This window comes from Serratia sp. PL7 (genome assembly GCF_945957435.1).
Genome location: NZ_CAMFLB010000001.1, coordinates 2,173,078 through 2,194,708, shown reverse-complemented (window position 1 = coordinate 2,194,708; position 21,631 = coordinate 2,173,078). Strand labels below are relative to the sequence as shown.

The window sequence follows — 21,631 nt, the reverse complement described above, 5'->3', positions numbered from 1 at the left end:
TAGGTTAGAGGGATACATGCTTTTCGCAAAGTGTAACTATTGGTTAATGATCGAACGAATTTTAGAATGATGCTGCTGACGTGCGGCGTCGTCCTTGTAAGAACGATGGCTGAGTAAAGGGTAGATAATGTCCAAACTAATTCCTGTGGTTATGGCCGGCGGTACTGGGAGTCGTCTGTGGCCGATGTCGCGAGAATCGTTTCCTAAACAGTTTTTATCTATTGATGACAGCGGGGTGAGCCTGCTGCAACAAACGTTACAGCGTTTGTCGGGTCTGACCGGTATCGAAGTTGCTGCTCCTCTGGTCATCTGCAACGAGGAACACCGTTTTTTGGTTGCCGAGCAATTGCGCGGAATTGGGCAATTAGCGACCAACATTATTTTAGAGCCCGTAGGGCGCAATACCGCGCCGGCAGTGGCGTTAGCCGCTCATCTTGCAGCGGAAGAAGACGAAGACAGCATGCTCTTGGTGCTGGCTGCAGACCATCTGATCACGAAAGTAGATAATTTCCACGCGGCGATTCAGACGGCAATCTCTTTTGCGGTCAACAATCAGCTGGTCACGTTTGGCATTATTCCGGAGCATCCGGAAACCGGGTACGGTTACATCAAACGCGGCAGTCACTTGTCTCATGATTGCTTTAAGGTTGATTCATTCGTGGAAAAACCACGTTTGGAGAAAGCGATAGAATACCTCGCCAGTGGTGAATATAGCTGGAACAGCGGTATGTTCATGTTCAAAACCGCCAAGTTTTTGCAAGAGTTGCAGCAGTTTAGCCCAGACATCTTTAACACAACCCAGCAGTCTGTGGTTAAAAGCCAACGCGACATGAACTTTATTCGGGTTGAACAAGCGATCTTCAAACACTGTCCGAGCGACTCCATCGACTATGCGGTGATGGAAAAAACGCGTGATGCTGTAGTGATTCCCATTGATGCTGGCTGGAGTGACGTTGGTTCTTGGTCCTCGCTGTGGGACGTTTCTAAGAAAGATCATTTGGGCAATGTCAATGTGGGCGACATTATCTCGATCGATTCCAATGACAACTACATTTCCTCTGAATCCGCGTTGGTGGCGACCATTGGGTTGGAAAACCTGATCGTGGTCAACACCAATGATGCCTTGCTGATCGCTCACAAGGACAAAGTGCAGGATGTGAAGAAAGTGGTTGATGAGCTTAAAAAGCGCAATCTTCATCATTTTCGCCAGCATTCCACCGCATATCGTCCCTGGGGCAAGATTTGCGACATCGACAGCGGCACGCACTTCCAGGTGAAGAAAATCATTGTCCGGCCAGGTGAAGGCTTGTCAGTACAACGCCATCTCCACCGTGCTGAACATTGGGTCGTCGTGAGTGGGACAGCAAGAGTTAACGTTGATGACCAAGAGTTCTTCTTGTCGGAAAATCAGTCTACCTTCATTCCTGCGGGCAGTGTCCATACGCTAGAAAACCCGGGAAAAATCGATTTGGAAATGATCGAGGTCAGGTCGGGGCACTATCTGGAAGAAGATGATATTGAGCGTTTGCAAGATCGCTATGGCAGAGTTTAATAGGGTTTGGTAATGCAAAAATTGACGTGTTTTAAAGCTTATGACATTCGGGGAAAACTGGGCGAAGAGCTGAATGAGGACATCGCGTATCGTATTGGACGCGCCTATGGCGAGTTTTTAAAGCCCAAAAATATCGTGTTGGGCAGCGATGTGCGGTTAACCAGTGAAAGCCTGAAGTTGGCGCTGGCGAAGGGTTTACAGGATGCGGGTACTGATGTGATAGACATCGGTTTAACCGGTACCGAAGAAATCTATTTCGCCACAACCTATTTAAAAACTGATGGTGGCGTAGAGGTCACCGCCAGCCATAACCCTATTGATTACAACGGCATGAAGTTAGTGCGTGAGGGCTCTCGCCCGATTAGCGGCGATACCGGGTTACGGGCGATCCAAGAGCTGGCGGAGAAAAACCAGTTTCAAGCGCTAGCAGCAACAGCAACGCGCGGCAGCTACGTACGCCAGGACGTATTAGGGGCTTATGTAGAACACATTCTGTCCTATGTAGACGTGAAAAATTTCAAACCGTTGAAGTTAGTGATCAACTCGGGCAACGGTGCTGCGGGGCATGTGATCGATGCTATTGAAGCGCAACTGAAGGCGCGGGGGGTGCCGCTGGAGTTTATCAAGGTGCATCACCAGCCGGACGGCTCTTTCCCCAACGGCATTCCAAATCCACTGCTGCCTGAGTGTCGTGCGGATACCGCCGATGCGGTGCGAGAGCATGGCGCTGATATGGGCATTGCGTTCGACGGCGATTTTGATCGCTGCTTCCTGTTCGATGAAAAAGGCGATTTCATTGAGGGCTATTATATCGTCGGCTTGCTGGCGGAGGCCTTCTTGCAGAAACAGCCGGGCGCGAAGATAATCCACGATCCACGCCTGAGTTGGAACACCGTCGATGTGGTCACCGGTGCCGGGGGCGTACCCGTGATGTCGAAAACCGGTCATGCTTTCATTAAAGAACGCATGCGTGCGGAAGACGCCATTTATGGCGGCGAGATGAGTGCTCACCACTATTTCCGTGATTTTGCTTATTGTGACAGTGGCATGATCCCATGGCTGCTGGTCGCTGAGCTGGTCAGTGTGAAGGGACAAACTCTGGGGCAACTGGTACAGGATCGCATTGCCGCCTACCCGTCTTCCGGTGAGATCAATATCAAGCTGGCTCAGCCTGTCGTGTCAATCGAAAGCGTTAAACAACACTATTTACCGCATGCCGATGAGGTGGACTACACCGATGGCATCAGCATGGCGTTCGCAGGCTGGCGTTTCAATCTGCGTTCCTCCAATACGGAACCGGTTGTGCGTCTTAACGTCGAATCTCGTGCCGATGTTGCGCTGATGCAAGAGAAAACCGACGAGATTTTGGCGCTGTTGTCAAACTGAGTGCGACGCGTAAGGAACACACTGTAGAGCTGTCTTGAACAGCTCTTTTTTTTTGTAAGGCTTAAACTCCCCATGTTCTGTCTCACACACACTTGGGATGCTTCAGAAAGGCAGTGAGGTTTTCTCTTGATATAACCAAGAACGCGGCTAAATATTTTAGCCTCTTTGTAGGGAGCCAGGTCAAAGCCTCCTGGCAGGCCGATTGTTTACTTGCTGGCCAAAAACGAGTGTACCAAGGGAACTCTGGGGACATATGGATGGTCAATTATGATCGAAAAGGCGTGCGTGAGTCCAAGCTTCGTTTAAAATCAATTGATTGCTTAAAGAAGACAGTTCATCTTGAGCGCCAGGGGCGCGAGTAAGGAGTTTTTATGGCGGTTTTAGTCACCGGTGGGGCCGGTTATATCGGTTCTCACACTGTTCTGGCTTTGTTGGAACATGGCGAAGATGTCGTAGTGTTAGATAATTTATCGAACTCTTCCGATGAGTCTCTGCGTCGCGTTGAGAAACTCGCGGGCAGAAGTGCTCAATTCTACCAAGGCGATATCTTGGATGCTGAGTGTCTGCACCGTATCTTCGAGGCTCACGCCATTTCGGCCGTGATCCATTTTGCTGGGCTAAAGGCTGTCGGAGAGTCGACGCGCAAGCCGCTAGAGTATTATCAGAACAATGTCACTGGCACGTTGGTATTGTTGGAGGAAATGCGTCGTGCGGGTGTGCATAAGTTTATCTTCAGTTCTTCTGCCACGGTGTACGGTACTCCAGAGCAAGTTCCTTTGACTGAGACGTCACGCGTTGGCGGTACGACGAATCCTTACGGCACGTCGAAGTTGATGGTAGAACAAATTCTGCAAGATTTCGCTAAAGCAGAACCGCAATTCTCCATTACCGCCTTACGTTACTTCAACCCGGTCGGTGCGCACGAATCTGGCATGATCGGTGAAGATCCAAATGGTATTCCTAACAATCTGATGCCTTATATTGCTCAGGTGGCAATCGGAAAACTGGAGAAACTGTCAATTTTTGGTGACGACTATCCGACACAGGATGGCACGGGTGTCAGAGATTACATTCATGTCATGGATTTGGCTGAAGGTCATCTCAAGGCGATTGAACACATCGATGAACACCAAGGTTTTACGGTCTATAATCTGGGGACTGGGGTAGGGTATTCTGTGTTGGAGATGCTCCATGCTTTTGAAAAGGCTTCAGGTCGCAATGTAGCTTACCAAATTGTACCACGTCGAGAGGGCGACATTGCAGAATGCTGGTCCGCTCCAGAATTGGCGTTCAAAGAATTGGGATGGAAGGCTACCCGTGATTTGGATGCCATGATGCGTGATGCGTGGAATTGGCAGAAGAACAATCCTCGGGGTTATCGTCCCGGTTGATAGCGAAGTTCGTTAATGACAAAATATGGCATAATGTAAATTAATTGTAACCAACGAGGGCTCGATTGACCATTTCTATGTTGGTTGCAATTAAAATATGTTTAATAACAATGATATATCATGATTCATCCTTCAATGAGCCACATAATTTTTGACTATTTTTTGTGGATGAGTGTCGGATATTTTGATTAATTGTGCTAATCTCCGATACCTTCGTCTACGGTGCGTTCATTGAGCTATCCAAAATTTATTCTCGTTTAGTTTCTGTTCGAAAACTGGGCGAGTGGGTAGTGATAGACTGCTGGGGATGCATGTTCAGGCGGCCATCCTTTGGGCCTCTGAGGTGAGCGTATTAGTTAGCAGGTTACCTAATGAAAGTGATTGAGACACCAGTCGCAGGTGTGAAGTTGATTGAGCCGAAAGTGTTCGGTGATCATCGTGGTTTTTTCGTCGAAACGTTTCAAAAAAACCGCTATCAAGAAATGTTAGATATTGATGTGGATTTTGTTCAGGACAACCATTCGCGTTCTTCTAAAGGAGTATTGCGTGGTTTGCATTTCCAGCGAATCAAACCCCAAGGCAAGCTAGTCCGAGTTGTACGTGGGGAGGTCTATGATGTTGTAGTGGATATCAGGGTCGATTCGCCGACGTACAAAAAATGGGTTGGTGTTCACTTGTCGGAAGATAACCACCACCAACTTTGGGTTCCGCCAGGTCTCGCACATGGTTTCTTAGTGATTTCAGACATTGCTGATTTCGAATACAAGTGCACAGAGTACTATGATCCTGCTAGCGAAGCATGCTTGCTTTGGAATGATCCTGAAATTGGCATTGATTGGCCAGTCGATCAGCCATTGCTATCGCCGAAGGATCTACAAGGTAAATTACTTAGAGAGCTTTTTTAATGCGTGTACTTTTGACAGGTTCTATGGGGCAACTGGGACGCTGTTTCAGCGATAGGTTTCCTACCGATTGGAGCCTGCTAGCACTGGACAGCAAGCAACTTGACATCTGTGATTCTGATGCGATTGAGCAAGCGGTGACGGAATTTGAGCCCGATGTTATCGTAAACGCCGCCGCTTATACTGCTGTTGATAAGGCTGAATCTGAACCAGATGTAGCTAAAGCAATCAATACCTACGGGCCTGGCTACCTGGCAGCAGCTGCTGCTGCACGAAATATTCCTTTTGTACACGTATCAACCGACTATGTTTTTGATGGCCGCTCGGAAGAACCCTACTGCGAAGATGCTCCCTGCTCGCCACAAAACATTTATGGTAAAACCAAGCTTGAAGGTGAGATTGCTGCGCTGAAGGCTAATCCAAAAACTATTGTAATAAGAACGGCTTGGGTGTTTAGCGAGTACGGCAATAATTTTGTTAAAACGATGTTGCGCGTCGGGTCACAAAGGGGTGAACTTGGCGTGGTAAGCGATCAGCAAGGCTGCCCGACTTATGCCGGTGATATCGCTGATGCCATAATCTCCATGCTGCAAGAACCAGGTGAATACGGTGTCTATCACTTTTGTGGTGATTCAATGGTTTCTTGGTATGAGTTTGCGCAGATAATTTTCCAACAGGCTACTGAAAGTGGGCTATACCCACATCAGGTCATCGTGAATCCGATTACTACGCAAGAGTATCCTACACCTGCGTCCCGGCCTGTATACTCTGTTCTTAACACTGATAAGATCTGCGCGTTGAATCTTAAACCTAGCGCTTGGCGCCAGCAGTTACATGCTGTGATTCGCAAACTGTTGCAGTAGGTGGATCTTGGTTTGCATGGAATAAAAGGGGATAATTTTATCCCCTTTGATGTTTTTGTTTATTGGTGACGGTTTGCGTTCCAATAGACGAGTGATAATACATCAGCCATCACACTCTTGTAACTGATTGTTTTTAAATGATTATTGGTTAGGAACTTCATACGGCATGTTTTCAAAACAAAAACAATACCAAATTGTTGCTTCAATCGTATTGTATAACCATAGCTATGCCCAACTAGAAGACACGTTACTTTCTTTGCTTAGCGAAAAATGTGTTCAAAAAATAGTTTTGGTTGATAACGGTGGTTCTGAATGGGCTGCAAAACTAGATAATCATCGCATTAGTTATATTTGTGCGGAAGCCAATAACGGTTTTGGCTACGGCCATAATCTGGCAATGAAGCGTTATCTGAATGAATGTGAATATTTTTTGATTTGTAACCCAGATATCAGTTTTACCTCGGGGGCGCTCGAGAGTCTCTACAATTTTGCGCGGAACCAAAAACACCGCTTTGTTTCTCCTCGCATTCAATATAGCGATGGGCGATTCCAATACAGTTGCCGCTTACTGCCTACACCTGCCAATTTGTTTCTTCGGCGCTTTTTCCCTAAATGGGGAGCTAAGCTGGATGCCACTTATGAAATCCAGCGTGCTGATTACACTAAATCCTTCGCAGTTCCTTCAGTTTCTGGTTGTTTTATGCTGGTTGAATCCACGTTGTTAGCGAACTTAGGAGGATTTGATGAACGGTATTTTATGTATTTAGAAGATGTGGATTTGTGCCGCCGGGCTTTGTCAATGAGCGATATTGTCTACTTCCCTGGTGCTACTATCATCCATGTTTTTGGTAAAGGTTCTTATAAAAACCTTAATTTATTCATTTATCACATGAAATCAGTTGTCTTATATTTCAATAAATGGGGATGGTGGCACGATCCACAGAGATCCAAGGTGAATACTACCTGTTTGAAGACTATTCCCATGACTTCTCCTGAAATCAAGCGGTAACATGATTGAAGATGATGTCTATGTTTTATGAGTTCAATTACATCTAAGGTATTGATTATGTTTGTTATGACTGGATGCAATTTCGAAGCGCAAAATGTTGGTATGGCAGCGGGGTGGGGTAATGAGTAATCCTCATAAATCGCAGCCTCTGTCACCCCTAGCTCTGATCCGTAACATTTGGGGGTTCAAATCGCTGATCTTGCAAATGACAAAACGTGAGGTTGTTGGGCGATACAAGGGTTCCACTATGGGACTGGCATGGTCGTTCCTCAATCCTTTGTTTATGTTGACGGTCTATACATTTGTTTTTTCGGTTGTTTTTAAAGCACGTTGGTCCGTCGGTGGCGATGAAAGCCGTACGCAGTTTGCTGTAATCCTCTTTGTTGGCATGATTGTGCATGGTTTTTTTGCCGAGGTGGTTAATCGGGCACCGCAAATTATCCTAGGGAATACCAACTATGTGAAGAAAGTGGTTTTCCCTTTGGAAACGTTGCCAGTGATTGGGTTATGCGCTGCGTTGTTCCATACCCTGATCAGCTTGGTTGTACTGCTATGTGCATTCTTTTTATTCAACGGTTTTCTGCACTGGACCGTCGTTTTTATACCGTTAGTTTTCTTGCCGCTGGTCGTTTTTTGCCTTGGATTGGCATGGATATTGGCATCCCTGGGTGTTTTTATACGCGATGTTGGTCAGACGACTGTCATTATCACAACGGTTATGATGTTTTTGTCACCAGTATTTTTCCCTATCACGTCGTTACCGGAAAAATATCGCATTTGGATAATGCTTAATCCCCTAACATTTATTATTGAGCAATCACGGAATGTCTTAATTTGGGGGCGTTTGCCTGAATGGCAAGGTTTAGCTGTTTACACCCTGGCGGCATCATTAGTTGCATGGTTCGGTTTTGTATTCTTCCAGAAAACCAGAAAGGGGTTTGCTGATGTCCTCTAATGAAATCGCGATCCAAGTGACTGCATTGAGCAAATGTTATCAAATTTATGATCGTCCACGAGATCGTTTAAAACAGTTTTTTGCTCCGAGGTTACAACGTGTAGTACGACGTGAGTCTCGCCGCTATTTCCGCGAGTTTTGGGCACTTCGCGATGTCTCATTCTCTATTAAGAAAGGTGAGACCGTAGGTATTATCGGACGAAATGGTGCAGGTAAGTCAACGTTATTACAGATGATATGCGGTACGCTGACTCCAACTCAGGGAGAAATACAAGTCAATGGCCGTATTGCGGCCCTACTTGAGTTAGGCGCAGGGTTCAATCCTGAGTTCACGGGGCGTGATAATGTCTATCTTAATGGCTCTGTTCTAGGTTTTTCCCGTGAACAGATCGATGAGCGTTTTCAGGAGATTACTGACTTCGCAGATATTGGCGAGTTTATCGATCAACCCGTTAAAACATACTCAAGCGGGATGTATATTCGTCTGGCTTTTGCTGTCCAAGCCTGTGTCGAACCTGAAATCCTTATCGTGGACGAGGCGTTAGCCGTAGGCGATATCGGTTTTCAATATAAATGCTATAAACGCATGGAGGCTCTTCGTGCTAAGGGGGTCACTATTATCATGGTGACCCACTCTACCGGTAGTATTCTGGAATACGCTGACCGTTGTTTGGTTATGAACAATGGGGAGTTAGTGGGCGACACCTATGACGTACTGGCTGCTGTTCTGGCTTATGAGAAAGGAATGCTGTTGTCGCAAGCAGTGAAACGAGAGAATACGGGCAAGATCTCCTCGTCTGTTGTGATGAATCAATCTGACTTGCAGGGTTTGCAACAGGGGCAGTTGAATACCGAAGTGGGAGAAAAGCGCTTTGGCAGTGCTCGAGCGATTATTCAAAATCTCGAAGTGATAAAATCGGATGGCACTTCACTCTCCGATAAGCCTTTGGTACGTTCTGGTGATGAACTGACCTTGGATTTTACTATCCTTGCTTCAGAAGAGATTCGAGATGTTGCCTTGGGAATCTCCATCTCTAAAGCGCAGGGGGGAGATATTTGGGGGGACAGCAACATTGGAGCCGGCAAACCTTTAATCCTCAAGGCTGGTGAGCAGCATGTGATTTATAAGGTTAAATTGCCAATTAACTCAGGAGATTACCTGGTTCATTGCGGCTTGGCATCGCTGCAAGGCGGCGAGCGAGAAGAGTTGGATCAACGCAGACCAATGATGAGATTGAAGTTTTGGTCCTCTCGTGAACTCGGGGGGGTTGTTTATGCCCCTATCAGTGTTTTAAGCGAGGAGTAATTAGAGCAATGATTGCTGTATTCTTACCGCCATATCCGTTTAGGGGAGTGAAAGCTCCCTATTTATGGATATTTTATCGCCTGCTTAACTCATTGCAGCAGCGTTCACTTTTTATCGCCGGTAATGATTACTTGTTGTCTCCGGAAGAGTGGCGCAAGTCAGAACGTTGGGAATTTGATGTACCTACAATGAATAATTTGGGTTACAGCATTCCGTCTGATGAGCTATTGGCCAGTCATGATTATTACCATTTGAGAGAGAGTGTATTTGAGAGTTTATTAGACTCTTCAAACTACAATCCGATGTTGGCGTTCAAGAAAATGCTGACCCAGCGAATCCCCGAGCTGGAAGCTGAGCTGCTAAACCATCTCCAAGGCTATGAGTCTGGAAAAATAGAGGGGATATTGTCAATTTGCAATTGCCCTTCTCTGGAGGCCGTTGCCGAGTCTTTATCTATTCCTGTCATGCACTTTGAAGTAGGGCCGTTGAGAATGCCCTCTTATTATAGTACAGGGTATTTGGATTTCTCAGGTGTTAACGGTCACACAGAGGCAGAGAAGCGCTATTTGGCGGTTCAGGAACAGTGCCAGGTCGATCTTTCCATAGAGGAGTTGCATCGTTACTTCCTGCGTGTGCCAAATACTCATGAGCAGCAGTGTGATGCCGATCTGGGGATCGCATTACAGGTTGAAGACGATTCAAATCTCGTTGCTTATGGTGAAGAATTCACTAATCTGACGTTGCTTTCCTATGCGCGTACACGTTTTCCAGAGAAAAAATTATTAATTCGCACTCATCCTGGTAGTCAGTTCCAGCTCAAGGAGGGTGAGTATGAGATCGACAGTTCACCGACCAGTTTGTCTTTCGTCCAGCGTTGTCGAGAGATTTTAACGATTAATTCTAGTGTGGGATTAGAAGGAATTTTCGCTGGTATACCAACGACAGTCGTTGGTGACAGTTCATATAAATATATAACCTTGGCAGACGATGAACAAGAAAGAACTAATCGTTTGGCATTTTATCTATTTTCATACTTAGTTCCATTCGAATTGATTTTCGATATTGATTATCTGCGATTCCGTTTATCTCGGCCAAGTGAACAGGCGATAGTCAGTCGCCATATTGAATATTATTCTACTGAGAAGGAAGGATTTTTAAAAATGCAGGGGTTGACTCTGGGTGAGTTGCTATCAAAACAGGTTAAGCAAGAAAATGAAAAGCAGGATGATATGCAACAAAAAATTCGTGTTGCTGAGCATCATCTGATGATCGATAACGAAGAAAAGCAGGCAATGATTTCTTCTATGCAAGAGCAATTGCTGTTGCTTCAGGAAACGCTTATACAACAGCGAGAGCAACAGCTGGTTACTCAGCAATTGTTGGAGAATGCGCAAAAAGAAGTTCTTCTTTTAAATAATAATTATGTTGAAGACGAACCTCTTAAATTAAAGGTTGAAACACTGAGTCAACAACTTAGTGAAAGTCAGTCCGACATGAACAATATGCGAAAAAGTCTGTCGTGGCGACTAACGGTACCTGTTCGTATGCTTGGTCGGGCCATTCGCGGTGAGTTTGGGGTAATCAGGGATATATCCAGACACTACATGCGACAGCGTAAAGGGACAAAATCGACCTCTTTGGTTGGGAAAGGTTGGCAAGCGTTTCGTGCAAGTCCGCATCCTTATAAGGCTTTGCTTCGCAAAACTAAAGTGGCAGGCAAACTATTGCTAACCGGCCGTTTCGGTGAGTTGCGTAGCAGTCTTCTACGTGTGGCGAAAAATACCGCTAATACGCCGATGCCGCTAGTTAATATAGATACCGACCATATTGTTATTCTCACTACTAGGCATACACTGTTTGTGGCCCATTTGCTTGAGAAAACGCTTGTAGAGGTGGGGCGCGGCGTTACCATAATTGAAGCATACTCAGCGCCGGCGGACAGTGGGCAACTGCATATTGTTATTTGCCCTCAAATTTTTGCTGAGCTGCCGCAAAACTTTGTTGCGTTCCAAATGGAACAATCTATTAACCCACGTTGGTTTACGCCAGAGTATTTTGCGATTCTCGAACGTGCAATGGCTATATTTGACTATTCCCTGACTAACATTAATTACTTATTAGAACATGGTATCCCTTATCAGAAATTGTTCTACCTCCCAATTGCTTCTTTTGCAGACTACAGCTCAAAATTGACCCAGAAAGGTCATAAGTTGAACGGCAATGAGGAGCAAATTGACGTTCTCTTCTATGGTGATACGAATTGTGAGCGTCGTCGTCATTATCTTGAACAATTGGGACAACGTTTTAATATTCATATTGCCTCTGGTGTATTCGGCGATGAGCTGACCCGGCTGGTGAAAAATGCCAAACTGGTTATTAACCTGCATTACTATGAGAATGCGTTGCTTGAGACCACACGTATTTACGAAGTGCTATCGTTGGGAACGCCAATTGTTAGTGAAGAAAGTGTGGATATCGCGGAGCATACGTCTCTCATTGATGTTATTGATTTTGCTCCTATTGGCGATATTGACGCAATGGCGAAAAAAATTGATCGTCTCTTGAACGATCAAGATTATCATGCTAGCCGTAAGAAAAATATTGCGTTGTTTACTCATAGCGACAACAACTTTGAAGGCTATTTCAAACGCTATCTTTTGGCGAATGATTTGATTGATTTCGAAACTTATAAAAATGGCGTTGATTTTATCCCTGCGATAGAGGCGGATATTCCAAAACTCTGCCTCTCACTGACGGAAACACCGGTACGGAAGCAAGATTTCCTCAGTAAGCCTACCCATGGTTTCAAGGTCATTGAGGGGGTTAGACACCGTATTGGCTGGATCGGATGTGGCATGAGTTATAAATACATGCTGTCCGTGCTTGCCGATCGTAATACCGAAATGGCTATGATCTGCGAGGACGATGCGTTATTCCCTGACGACTTTGACATTAAACTTGAGAAGATTGTTGCTTATCTGGAACGCAGCAATTGGGATTGGCACATTTTCTCGGGCATTATTGCGCATTTGAATGAAGATACGGAGATTCTGGCTGTCGAGGAGGTCGATGGCATTGAGTATATTTATATCAATCGCATGACAAGCACGGTGATGAATATTTACTCACGTCGTGGGATAGAGGCAGTTAGCCACTGGGATGAACGTAACGTTGATGCTCAAACCAATACCATAGATCGCTATTTGGAGTCAGTGCCAAATCTGGTTGTGGTGACCACTCTACCTTTCCAGGTTGGGCATGCTGAGGATCAAACCTCCACGTTGTGGGGGTTCGTAAATACTCAATATCTGGATATGATCAGTGAAAGTGAGCGTTTATTGAAGGAAAAAGTAGACGCGTTCAAGGCGGCCCAGGTGCGGTGACTCAAGCCCCTCGTTTCGTACTGATTGACTGAACCGCAGACCACGGCACCTTAGGGTGCCGTGGTTTTTTGTGGGGAGGATATGAATATATTGCGACATCATGTGACCTATCGCACCAATCACTACCCACGCGGCTCAATCCTGAGTTAACATGTGTGCCACATCACAAAACCTGCTGGCCGACGTTGCCGGCAGGGTCATCCTCAGACAGGAGTTCCTAAATGTCCAAGCAACAAATCGGCGTTGTCGGCATGGCGGTAATGGGCCGCAACCTCGCGCTGAACATCGAGAGCCGTGGTTACACCGTTTCCATTTTCAACCGTTCTGGCGACAAAACTGACGAAGTGATCGCTGAGAACCCGGGCAAGAATCTGGCGCCGTATTACACCGTAGAAGAGTTTGTCGAATCGCTGGAAAAACCGCGCCGCATCCTGCTGATGGTGAAAGCGGGCGAAGCGACGGATAAAACCATTGCCTCGTTGACTCCGCACCTGGACAAGGGCGATATCCTGATCGATGGCGGCAACACCTACTATCAGGACACCATCCGTCGTAACCGCGAACTGTCCGACCAGGGCTTTAATTTCATCGGCACCGGCGTTTCCGGCGGTGAAGAGGGCGCGCTGAAAGGGCCTTCCATCATGCCTGGCGGCCAGAAAGAAGCTTACGAGCTGGTGGCACCGATCCTGGAGAAAATCGCTGCGGTCGCGGAAGGCGAGCCTTGCGTGACTTATATCGGCGCTGACGGTGCCGGCCACTATGTGAAGATGGTGCACAACGGCATCGAATACGGCGACATGCAGCTGATTGCCGAAGCCTATTCCCTGCTGAAGCAGGCGCTGAACCTGAGCAACGAGCAGCTGGCCGAAACCTTCGCCGAATGGAACAAGGGCGAACTGAACAGCTACCTGATCGACATCACCAAAGACATCTTCACCAAGAAAGACGAAGAGGGTAAATACCTGGTCGATGTGATCCTGGACGAAGCCGCCAACAAAGGCACCGGCAAGTGGACCAGCCAGAGCTCGCTGGATCTGGGCGAACCGCTGTCGCTGATCACCGAGTCGGTGTTCGCACGCTACCTGTCCTCGCTGAAGGACCAGCGCGTTGCCGCGTCTAAAGTGCTGACTGGCCCGAAAGTGGCGCCGTTCAGCGGCGACAAAGCCGAATTCATCGAGAAAGTGCGTCGCGCGCTGTATCTGGGTAAGATCGTGTCCTACGCACAGGGCTTCTCACAGCTGAAAGCCGCTTCTAAAGAAAATAACTGGGATCTGCACTACGGCGAAATCGCCAAGATCTTCCGCGCCGGCTGCATCATCCGCGCCCAGTTCCTGCAGAAGATCACCGACGCTTACGCGGCGGATGCCGATATCGCCAACCTGCTGCTGGCGCCATACTTCAAGCAAATCGCTGACGAGTACCAGCAGGCGCTGCGTGACGTGGTGGCTTACGCCGTGCAGAACGGTATCCCTACGCCAACCTTCTCCGCCGCGATCGCCTACTACGACAGCTACCGTTCTGCGGTGCTGCCGGCGAACCTGATCCAGGCGCAGCGCGACTACTTCGGTGCGCACACCTACAAACGTATCGACAAGGAAGGCGTGTTCCATACCGAATGGATGGAATAAGCCCGCTCGTTGAACGATAAAAAAAGCCGCCGAGGTTAACGCCCGGCGGCTTTTTATTGCGCGTGATTTAACGTCACGCTTTTTTCTGATGCCTTTCGCGCAGCCGGCCGATCACCGCGCTCAGATCCAGATCCTGGTCCTGCAGCAGCACCAGCAGGTGATAGATCAGGTCCGAGGCTTCGTTGGTCAGCTCTTCGCGATCGTTGACCGTGGCGGCCAGCGCGGTTTCCACACCTTCTTCCCCGACCTTCTGCGCGATGCGCTTGGTGCCGCTGGCGTACAGGCTGGCGGTGTACGAGCTGTCCGGGCTGGCGTGCTTGCGCTCCGCCAACAGCTGCTCCAGCTGATAGAGGAACGTCCAGTCGCTGGCGGCCGGGTGGAAGCAGCTGCTGTTGCCGAGGTGGCAGGTCGGGCCGATCGGGTTGGCCAATACCAGCAGCGTGTCGTTATCGCAGTCCGGCGTGATGCTGACCACCTTGAGGAAGTGGCCGGAACTTTCGCCTTTGGTCCACAGGCGTTGCTTGGTGCGTGAGAAGAAGGTGACGTTACCGCTCTGCTCGGTGGTCGCCAGCGCTTCCGGCGTCATGTAACCCAGCATCAGCACTTCGCCGGAAACGGCGTGCTGCACGATGGCCGGCATCAGGCCGTCGGTTTTTTCCCAGTCCAGCTGGTTTCTCTGTTGTTCTGTCAGCACACGCGAATCTCCACGCCTTGTTCGACCAGGAACCTTTTCAGTTCGCCGATATTGATGATTTGTTTGTGGAACACCGACGCCGCCAGCGCGCCGTCGACGTCCGCATCGCGGAACGCTTCCAGGAAATGCTCCATGGTGCCCGCGCCGCCGGAGGCGATCAGCGGCACCTTGCAGGCCTCGCGCACCCAGCGCAGCTGCTGCAGATCGTAACCGTTGCGCACGCCGTCCTGGTTCATCATGTTCAGCACGATCTCACCGGCGCCGCGGCGCTGCACTTCCTGTACCCAGTCGAGGGTTTCCCACTGGGTGATGCGGGTGCGGCTCTCGTCGCCGGTATATTGGTTGACGTGATACTTGCCGGTTTCACTGTCGAACCAGGTATCGATGCCCACCACGATGCACTGCACGCCGAAGCGTTCCGCCAGGCGGCTAATCAACTCAGGATCGGCCAGCGCCGGCGAGTTGACCGAAATCTTGTCGGCGCCGAAAGACAGGATCTGGCTGGCATCCTCGGCGCTTTTAATGCCGCCGGCGACGCAGAACGGAATATCAATCACCTCCGCCACGCGCGATACCCAGCTTTTGTCCACCACCCGGCCGTCGCTCGAGGCGGTGATATCGTAAAACACCAGCTCGTCCGCACCTTCTTGCGCATAGCGCTGCGCCAGCGGCACGATGTCGCCGATGATTTCGTGGTTGCGGAACTGCACGCCTTTTACCACTTGCCCGTCTTTAACATCCAGGCACGGGATTATCCGTTTTGCCAGCATGCGATCGCCTCCTCAACGCTAAATTTACCTTCCAGCAGGGCGCGCCCTACGATCACGCCGGCAACGCCGCTGCCGCGCAACTGGGCGATGTCGTCCAGATTGCCGATGCCGCCCGAGGCCTGGAAGGCCACCTGCGGATAGCGGCGGCTGATCGCCTGATACAGCGCCACGTTGGAACCGGCTAGCGTACCGTCGCGCGAAATATCGGTGCACAGCACGTGCTTGAGCCCGTAGGGCAGGAACTGCTCCACCACCTGTTCCAGCGTGGCGTCGGAATCTTCCTGCCAGCCGCTGATGGCCACGCGTTTCACGCCCTGCGGGTCGATACGCACGTCCAGCGCCAGCACCAGCGCGTCGGCGCCGTAGCGCTCGAACCAGCTCTGCACCAACTGCGGTTGTTTCACCGCGGTAGAGCCGATCACCACGCGTGTGGCGCCGGCCTCCAGCAGGGCGCTGACGTCTTGCTCGTTGCGGATGCCGCCGCCGACCTGCACCGGCACGTTAACCCCTGCCAACAGCTTGCGTAGCAGCGGGATCTGGCGTGCGGCCGGATCCTTGGCGCCGGTCAAATCGACCAGGTGCAGTACCTGCGCGCCCTGTTGTTGATAGTCTTGCAGACGCAGCAGCGGATCGTTGCCGTAGTCGCGCTGCTGGCCGTAATCGCCCTGATGCAAGCGCACCACGTTGCCGTCGATCAAATCCAAAGCCGGAATAATCATGCTGCCTACATCTCCAGAAAGTTTTTCAACAGTTGCGCGCCGGCCGCTCCAGATCGTTCTGGATGAAACTGCACGCCGAAGAAGTTGTCTTTTTGCACGGCGGCGGTGAAGGGCTCGCCGTAGTTCGCCTGAGCGATGGTGCTGGGGCATATCGGCATCGCATAGCTGTGTACGAAATAGAAGTAGGCGCCGTCATCGATGCCGCGGAACAGATGGTGGCCCGCCTGCGCGGACACCTGGTTCCAACCCATGTGCGGCAGCGGCAGGCCGAAGTCGGTCATCTGCTTTACCGGCGTATCGATGAGGCCGAGCGTCGTCACGCCGCCGTTCTCTTCGCTGCTGGCCGCCAACAGCTGCATGCCGAGACAGATGCCCAGCACCGGTTGAGAGCAGGCTTTGATCAGTTCGATCAGATCGCGTTCGCGCAGTTGATCCATCGCCGCCTGCGCGGTGCCGACGCCCGGCAGGAACAGCTTGTCGGCGCGCAGCACGATCTCCGGATCGCGGCTCACTTCCGGCTGATAGCCCAGGCGCCGCACCGCGTAGGTGACGGAGGCCAGGTTGGCGCAGCCGGTATCCAAAATCACCACGTTCATCACAGCACTCCTTTCGAGCTCGGCAGGGTATTGCCTTCGACGCGGATCGCCTGGCGCAGCGTGCGGCCAAACACTTTGAACAGGCTCTCGACCCGGTGGTGGTCGTTTTTGCCCTTGGTCTTCAGGTGCAGCGTGCAGCCCATGGTGTAAGAGAGCGAACGGAAGAAGTGCTCGACCATTTCGGTGCTGAGATCGCCGACGCGCTGATAGTTGAACTCGGCCTTGTACTCCAGGTGCGGGCGGCCGGAGATATCCAGCGCGCAGCGCGCCAGGCACTCGTCCATCGGCAGCACGAAGCCGAAGCGGGCGATACCGCGCTTGTCGCCCAGCGCCTTGTTCAGGGCTTCACCCAGCGCCAGGCCGGTGTCCTCTACGGTGTGGTGATCGTCGATATACAGGTCGCCTTTGACGTCGATCTCCATGCGGAAGCCACCGTGGGTGGCGATCTGATCCAGCATGTGATCGAAGAAGCCGACGCCGGTTTTGATCTTGCTGCCGCCTTCGCGATCCAGCCAGACGTTGACGTCGATCTGCGTCTCTTTGGTCACGCGGTTAACCCGCGCATGACGGTCACGCAGGGTCAGCTGGCGCACGATCTCTTTCCAGCCCAGCACGCCGCGCTGGTAACGCAGCCCCTGGATGCCCATGTTTTCCGCCAGCTGCACATCGGTCGGCCGATCGCCGATCACGTAGCTGTGCGCGGTATCGAGCACGCCGGGTTCAAGGTAACCTTTCACCAGCGCGGTCTTCGGCTTGCGGCAGTCGCAGTTGTCCGCCGGCAGGTGCGGGCAGATCAGCACATCGGCGAACTGAATGCCCTGCGAGCTGAGGATCTGCATCATCAGGTTGTGCGGCGGATCGAAGGTTTCCTGCGGGAAACTGGCGGTGCCGAGCCCATCCTGATTGGTGATCATCACCAGCTGATACCCCGCCTGTTGCAGCGCCAGCAGGGAAGGGATCACGTCTGGCTCGAGCGCCAGCTTGTCCAGGCGGTCAACCTGGAAATCTTCCGGTGGCTCGGCGATCAGCGTGCCGTCACGATCGATAAAGAGGATTTTTTGGCTCACATTGGCTCCTGGCGAGTCGGGTTGGCGCCGGGCAGGGCGGACAAGGCGTCCACCACGCGTTGACATTCGTCGCGGGTGCCTATGGTGATGCGCAGGCAGCCGGACAACCCGGGCTGTTTGTTTTGGTCTCGTAAGATAATGCCCTGATCCCACAAGCTTTTAAACACATTACTTGAGGCGGTGAAGCGGGCTAACAGGTAATTGCTGTCGCTGGCGAAAACCTGCTCGACGCAGGCGCATTTCTCCAGCTGTTGCTGCAGCCAGCTGCGGGTGGCGGCGATATCGGTGACGCGCTGGCGCATGGTGCGGATACCTTCTTCGCTCAGCGCCTGCGCGGCGATATCCGCCACCGGCGTCGAAAGCGGGTAAGGCGCGATCACCTTCAGCAGCAGGGCAATCAGATCTTCATTGGCGAGCGTAAAGCCGCAGCGCAGGCCAGCCAGCGCAAAGGCCTTCGACAGCGTGCGCAGGATAGCCAGGTGCGGATAGTCGCTCAGCCAGCCGGCCACCGTGGCCTGCGGGCAAAACTCGATATAGGCTTCGTCCACCGCGACGATCGCCTTGCCTTTGGCCAACTCCAGCAGGCTGCGCAGAGAGTCAGGATCGATCAGGTTGCCGGTTGGGTTGTTCGGGCTGCAGACGTAGATCAGCTTTACGTTGTCCAGGCTGTCCGCGATAGCTGGCAGATCCAGCTGCCAGTCCTCTTTGGCGGCCACGGTGCGGCGCTCCACGCCGAAGGTTTCGGCGCTGACGGCGTACATGCCGTAGGTCGGCGGGCAGAACAGAATGGCGTCTTTACCCGGCTCGCAGAAGGCGCGGATCAGCAGCTCGATGCCTTCATCGGCGCCGCGGCTGACCAGCACCTGCTCTTTCTTGACCCCGGCATAGGCGGCGTAGCGTTCGATCACCTGCGCCGGCTGGCACTCCGGATAGCGGTTGAAGGTTTGCGCGGTCAGCTGGAACTCGGGCGCGATCGGGTATTCGTTGGCGTTCAGCCACACGTCGCCCTTACCGCCGAGGCGGCGCGCCGATTGATAAGGGGTCAGCTCGCGAACGTTGGCGCGCGCCAGTTTTTCGATGCTCATGCTTGCTCCTTCAGGGCGGCGACGCGCAGGGTCACGGCGTTCTTGTGGGCGATCAGCTGCTCGGCGGCAGCCAGCGTCTCGATGGTGGCGGCCAGGTTGCTGAAGCCCTGCGGCGTCAGCTCCTGCACCGTCATGCGTTTTTGAAAATCGGCCAGCCCGAGGCTGGAGCAGGTGGCGGTGTAGCCGTAGGTCGGCAGCACGTGGTTGGTGCCGGAGGCGTAATCGCCGGCGGACTCCGGCGACCAGTCGCCGAGGAACACCGAACCGGCGCTGGTGATGCCGTCCACCAGTTCGCGCGCATTACGGGTCTGAATAATCAGGTGCTCCGGGCCGTAGCGGTTGCTGATCGCCACGCACTCAGTCAGATCGCGCGCTACGATCAGGCGGCTGCTCGCCAGCGCCTGGCGTGCGGTGTCGGCGCGCGGCAGCTCGGCCAGCTGGCTTTCCACCGCTTCGGCCACCGCCTGCGCCATCGCCGCGTCCGGCGTCAGCAGGATCACCTGCGAATCCGGGCCGTGTTCGGCCTGCGACAGCAGATCGGAAGCGACGAACGCCGGGGTGGCGCCGGCGTCGGCGATCACCAGCACTTCAGAAGGGCCGGCCGGCATGTCGATGGCCGCGCCGTCGAGGCGCTGGCTGACCTGCCGCTTAGCTTCGGTCACGAAGGCGTTGCCCGGCCCGAAGATCTTCGCCACGCGCGGCACGCTTTCGGTGCCGAACGCCAGGGCGGCGATCGCCTGCGCGCCCCCGACCTGAAACACTTCCTGCACGCCGCACAGCTGCGCCGCATACAGGATCTCATCGGCGATCGGCGGCGGTGAGCACAGCACCACCCGGCGGCAACCGGCGATGCGCGCCGGCGTCGCCAGCATCAGTACGGTGGAGAACAGCGGCGCTGACCCGCCGGGAATATACAGGCCCACCGAGTCGATTGGGCGGGTCACCTGCTGGCAGCGCACGCCTGGCTGCGTTTCGACGTCCACCGGCGGCAGTCGCTGCGCGTTGTGGAAGGTTTCCACGTTGGCGACGGCCACCGCCATCGCCTGTTTGATGTCATCACCCAACCGCGCGGCGGCGGCGGCGATCTGCTCGGCGCTGACGCGCAGCGCCGAGACTTCCGCCTTGTCGAAACGGGCGCTGTAGTCGCGCAGCGCCCGATCGCCATTGGCCTTCACGTTGTCGAGGATCTCACTCACCGTGCGGGTGATGCTGTCGGAGGCGGCGATTGCCGGGCGCATCAGCAGCTCGGCCTGGCGTTCGGCGCTGCACGTTGCCCAATCGATCGGCGTGTTGAAGGTCGACATGGTGTTACTCCATCATCTTTTCAATCGGCAGCACCAGAATCGAGCTGGCGCCGAGCGCTTTCAGTTTTTCCATGGTTTCCCAGAACAGGGTTTCGCTGCTGACCATGTGCATCGCCACGCGATTCTGCGCGCCGGCCAGCGGCAGAATGGTCGGGCGTTCGGCGCCCGGCAGCAGCGCGACGATCTCGTCCAGCTTCTCGCTCGGCGCGTGCAGCATGATGTATTTGGATTCGCGCGCCTGGATCACGCCCTGAATGCGGGTCATCAAGCGGTCAATCAGCTGCTGTTTGGCTTCAGGCATTTCGCCGTCGCGCTGGATCAAGCAAGCTTTGGAGCGGTAGATCACCTCCACTTCGCGCAGGCCGTTGGCCTCCAGCGTGGCGCCGGTAGAGACCAGATCGCAGATGGCGTCGGCCAGGCCGGCGCGCGGCGCGACTTCCACCGAGCCGTTCAGCAGGCAAGATTTGAAGCGCACGCCTTGTTTGTCGAGGTATTGCTTCAGCAGGTGCGGATAAGAGGTGGCGATGCGGGCGTCCTGCAGGCTTTGCGGGCCGGCGTATTCGGCGTCGAGTGGGGTGGCCAGCGACAGGCGGCAGCCGCCGAAATCGAGGCGGCGCAGGGTGAAGTAACGCGGGTCTTCACCCTGGGCGCGGCGGCTGAGCAGCTCTTCTTCCAGCACGTTCTCGCCGATGATGCCGAGATCGACCACGCCGTCCATCACCAGGCCCGGGATGTCGTCGTCGCGCACGCGCAGGATATCGATCGGCATGTTTTCGGCGAAGGCGATCAGACGCTGCTGCTGCAGGTTGATCTTGATGCCGCAGCGTGCCAGCAGTTCCTGGGATTCATCGCTCAGGCGGCCCGACTTCTGCATTGCGATCCGTAAACGTGTCTTGTCCAGCATGGTAACCTCTGTTTAATCTGTAATTTTATGAATTTATTGTAAAAAATATTCTTTTCTGTCTGTCCGGAGCCAAAAAAAAACCCTCGGAAGAAATCTTCCGAGGGCTCTCTCTTGCGT

The 21,631-nt window shown here is 52.4% G+C and carries 18 protein-coding genes and 1 other annotated feature (1 of these 19 cut by a window edge); of the genes, 10 read left to right on the top strand and 8 right to left on the bottom strand.

The window, feature by feature from the left end:
* Window positions 1-127: 127 nt before the first annotated feature.
* The 10 genes from N6G83_RS10565 (at window position 128) to gndA (ending at window position 14,375) form a co-directional block, all read left to right on the top strand.
* Window positions 128-1,552, top strand: a complete 1,425-nt coding sequence (locus N6G83_RS10565; protein ID WP_043142822.1) for a mannose-1-phosphate guanylyltransferase/mannose-6-phosphate isomerase — start codon at window positions 128-130, stop codon at window positions 1,550-1,552.
* 12 nt (window positions 1,553-1,564) lie between these two features.
* The gene (gene cpsG, locus N6G83_RS10560) at window positions 1,565-2,938 is read left to right on the top strand and encodes a phosphomannomutase CpsG (protein ID WP_043142826.1); all 1,374 of its coding nucleotides are present in this window, start codon (window positions 1,565-1,567) and stop codon (window positions 2,936-2,938) included.
* 371 nt (window positions 2,939-3,309) lie between these two features.
* A complete protein-coding gene (galE, locus tag N6G83_RS10555) occupies window positions 3,310-4,329 on the top strand; it encodes a UDP-glucose 4-epimerase GalE (RefSeq protein WP_049205858.1) in 1,020 nt (339 codons plus the stop codon).
* 371 nt (window positions 4,330-4,700) lie between these two features.
* Window positions 4,701-5,234, top strand: a complete 534-nt coding sequence (gene rfbC / locus N6G83_RS10550) for a dTDP-4-dehydrorhamnose 3,5-epimerase (protein WP_049205859.1) — start codon at window positions 4,701-4,703, stop codon at window positions 5,232-5,234.
* Window positions 5,234-6,094, top strand: a complete 861-nt coding sequence (rfbD, locus tag N6G83_RS10545; protein ID WP_049205861.1) for a dTDP-4-dehydrorhamnose reductase — start codon at window positions 5,234-5,236, stop codon at window positions 6,092-6,094. Before rfbC ends, rfbD begins: the two co-directional genes overlap by 1 nt.
* Before the next feature lie 166 nt (window positions 6,095-6,260).
* The gene (locus N6G83_RS10540) at window positions 6,261-7,103 is read left to right on the top strand and encodes a glycosyltransferase (RefSeq protein WP_072269816.1); all 843 of its coding nucleotides are present in this window, start codon (window positions 6,261-6,263) and stop codon (window positions 7,101-7,103) included.
* Window positions 7,104-7,224: 121 nt separating this feature from the next.
* Window positions 7,225-8,058 carry an ABC transporter permease gene (locus tag N6G83_RS10535; RefSeq protein WP_049205867.1) on the top strand — a complete coding sequence of 278 codons (834 nt, stop codon included), beginning with the start codon at window positions 7,225-7,227 and terminating at the stop codon, window positions 8,056-8,058.
* On the top strand, window positions 8,048-9,364 hold the full coding sequence (locus N6G83_RS10530) for an ABC transporter ATP-binding protein (RefSeq protein WP_049205871.1): 1,317 nt from the start codon (window positions 8,048-8,050) through the stop codon (window positions 9,362-9,364). The genes N6G83_RS10535 and N6G83_RS10530 overlap by 11 nt, the downstream gene beginning before the upstream one ends.
* An 8-nt stretch (window positions 9,365-9,372) precedes the next feature.
* Window positions 9,373-12,747 (top strand): GT99 family glycosyltransferase N-terminal domain-containing protein, encoded by a 3,375-nt coding sequence (locus N6G83_RS10525; protein ID WP_164068642.1) that lies wholly within the window; start codon window positions 9,373-9,375, stop codon window positions 12,745-12,747.
* 221 nt (window positions 12,748-12,968) lie between these two features.
* The gene (gene gndA / locus N6G83_RS10520; RefSeq protein ID WP_025302186.1) at window positions 12,969-14,375 is read left to right on the top strand and encodes an NADP-dependent phosphogluconate dehydrogenase; all 1,407 of its coding nucleotides are present in this window, start codon (window positions 12,969-12,971) and stop codon (window positions 14,373-14,375) included.
* A gap of 73 nt (window positions 14,376-14,448) precedes the next feature.
* Here gndA and hisIE read toward each other — a convergent pair whose 3' ends face one another.
* Genes hisIE through hisG form a run of 8 tightly spaced genes read right to left on the bottom strand, consistent with a single transcriptional unit; the run spans window position 14,449 to window position 21,514 of the window.
* Window positions 14,449-15,069 carry a bifunctional phosphoribosyl-AMP cyclohydrolase/phosphoribosyl-ATP diphosphatase HisIE gene (hisIE, locus tag N6G83_RS10515; RefSeq protein WP_015377251.1) on the bottom strand — a complete coding sequence of 207 codons (621 nt, stop codon included), beginning with the start codon at window positions 15,067-15,069 and terminating at the stop codon, window positions 14,449-14,451.
* The gene (hisF, locus tag N6G83_RS10510) at window positions 15,063-15,839 is read right to left on the bottom strand and encodes an imidazole glycerol phosphate synthase subunit HisF (protein ID WP_089195696.1); all 777 of its coding nucleotides are present in this window, start codon (window positions 15,837-15,839) and stop codon (window positions 15,063-15,065) included. The genes hisIE and hisF overlap by 7 nt, the downstream gene beginning before the upstream one ends.
* Entirely contained in the window at window positions 15,821-16,558 is a 738-nt protein-coding gene (hisA, locus tag N6G83_RS10505) for a 1-(5-phosphoribosyl)-5-[(5-phosphoribosylamino)methylideneamino]imidazole-4-carboxamide isomerase (protein WP_025302188.1), read from the bottom strand. Before hisA ends, hisF begins: the two co-directional genes overlap by 19 nt.
* Window positions 16,559-16,563: 5 nt before the next feature.
* Window positions 16,564-17,154 (bottom strand): imidazole glycerol phosphate synthase subunit HisH, encoded by a 591-nt coding sequence (gene hisH, locus N6G83_RS10500; RefSeq protein WP_089195697.1) that lies wholly within the window; start codon window positions 17,152-17,154, stop codon window positions 16,564-16,566.
* Entirely contained in the window at window positions 17,154-18,221 is a 1,068-nt protein-coding gene (hisB, locus tag N6G83_RS10495) for a bifunctional histidinol-phosphatase/imidazoleglycerol-phosphate dehydratase HisB (protein ID WP_015377254.1), read from the bottom strand. The genes hisH and hisB overlap by 1 nt, the downstream gene beginning before the upstream one ends.
* The gene (gene hisC / locus N6G83_RS10490) at window positions 18,218-19,306 is read right to left on the bottom strand and encodes a histidinol-phosphate transaminase (protein ID WP_049205882.1); all 1,089 of its coding nucleotides are present in this window, start codon (window positions 19,304-19,306) and stop codon (window positions 18,218-18,220) included. The genes hisB and hisC overlap by 4 nt, the downstream gene beginning before the upstream one ends.
* A complete protein-coding gene (hisD, locus tag N6G83_RS10485) occupies window positions 19,303-20,610 on the bottom strand; it encodes a histidinol dehydrogenase (protein ID WP_025302191.1) in 1,308 nt (435 codons plus the stop codon). The genes hisC and hisD overlap by 4 nt, the downstream gene beginning before the upstream one ends.
* A gap of 4 nt (window positions 20,611-20,614) precedes the next feature.
* Entirely contained in the window at window positions 20,615-21,514 is a 900-nt protein-coding gene (gene hisG, locus N6G83_RS10480) for an ATP phosphoribosyltransferase (protein WP_015377256.1), read from the bottom strand.
* A gap of 71 nt (window positions 21,515-21,585) precedes the next feature.
* Window positions 21,586-21,631, bottom strand: a sequence feature (His leader region) (it continues 81 nt past the right edge of the window).

Excerpts from the sequence above, each read along its gene's own strand:
- N6G83_RS10565 (WP_043142822.1), top strand. The coding sequence starts at position 128 with ATGTCCAAACTAATTCCTGTGGTTATGGCCGGCGGTACTGGGAGTCGT.
- cpsG (WP_043142826.1), top strand. The coding sequence starts at position 1,565 with ATGCAAAAATTGACGTGTTTTAAAGCTTATGACATTCGGGGAAAACTG.
- galE (WP_049205858.1), top strand. The coding sequence starts at position 3,310 with ATGGCGGTTTTAGTCACCGGTGGGGCCGGTTATATCGGTTCTCACACT.
- rfbC (WP_049205859.1), top strand. The coding sequence starts at position 4,701 with ATGAAAGTGATTGAGACACCAGTCGCAGGTGTGAAGTTGATTGAGCCG.
- rfbD (WP_049205861.1), top strand. The coding sequence starts at position 5,234 with ATGCGTGTACTTTTGACAGGTTCTATGGGGCAACTGGGACGCTGTTTC.
- N6G83_RS10540 (WP_072269816.1), top strand. The coding sequence starts at position 6,261 with ATGTTTTCAAAACAAAAACAATACCAAATTGTTGCTTCAATCGTATTG.
- N6G83_RS10535 (WP_049205867.1), top strand. The coding sequence starts at position 7,225 with ATGAGTAATCCTCATAAATCGCAGCCTCTGTCACCCCTAGCTCTGATC.
- N6G83_RS10530 (WP_049205871.1), top strand. The coding sequence starts at position 8,048 with ATGTCCTCTAATGAAATCGCGATCCAAGTGACTGCATTGAGCAAATGT.
- N6G83_RS10525 (WP_164068642.1), top strand. The coding sequence starts at position 9,373 with ATGATTGCTGTATTCTTACCGCCATATCCGTTTAGGGGAGTGAAAGCT.
- gndA (WP_025302186.1), top strand. The coding sequence starts at position 12,969 with ATGTCCAAGCAACAAATCGGCGTTGTCGGCATGGCGGTAATGGGCCGC.
- hisF (WP_089195696.1), bottom strand. The coding sequence starts at position 15,839 with ATGCTGGCAAAACGGATAATCCCGTGCCTGGATGTTAAAGACGGGCAA.
- hisA (WP_025302188.1), bottom strand. The coding sequence starts at position 16,558 with ATGATTATTCCGGCTTTGGATTTGATCGACGGCAACGTGGTGCGCTTG.
- hisH (WP_089195697.1), bottom strand. The coding sequence starts at position 17,154 with ATGAACGTGGTGATTTTGGATACCGGCTGCGCCAACCTGGCCTCCGTC.
- hisC (WP_049205882.1), bottom strand. The coding sequence starts at position 19,306 with ATGAGCATCGAAAAACTGGCGCGCGCCAACGTTCGCGAGCTGACCCCT.
- hisD (WP_025302191.1), bottom strand. The coding sequence starts at position 20,610 with ATGTCGACCTTCAACACGCCGATCGATTGGGCAACGTGCAGCGCCGAA.
- hisG (WP_015377256.1), bottom strand. The coding sequence starts at position 21,514 with ATGCTGGACAAGACACGTTTACGGATCGCAATGCAGAAGTCGGGCCGC.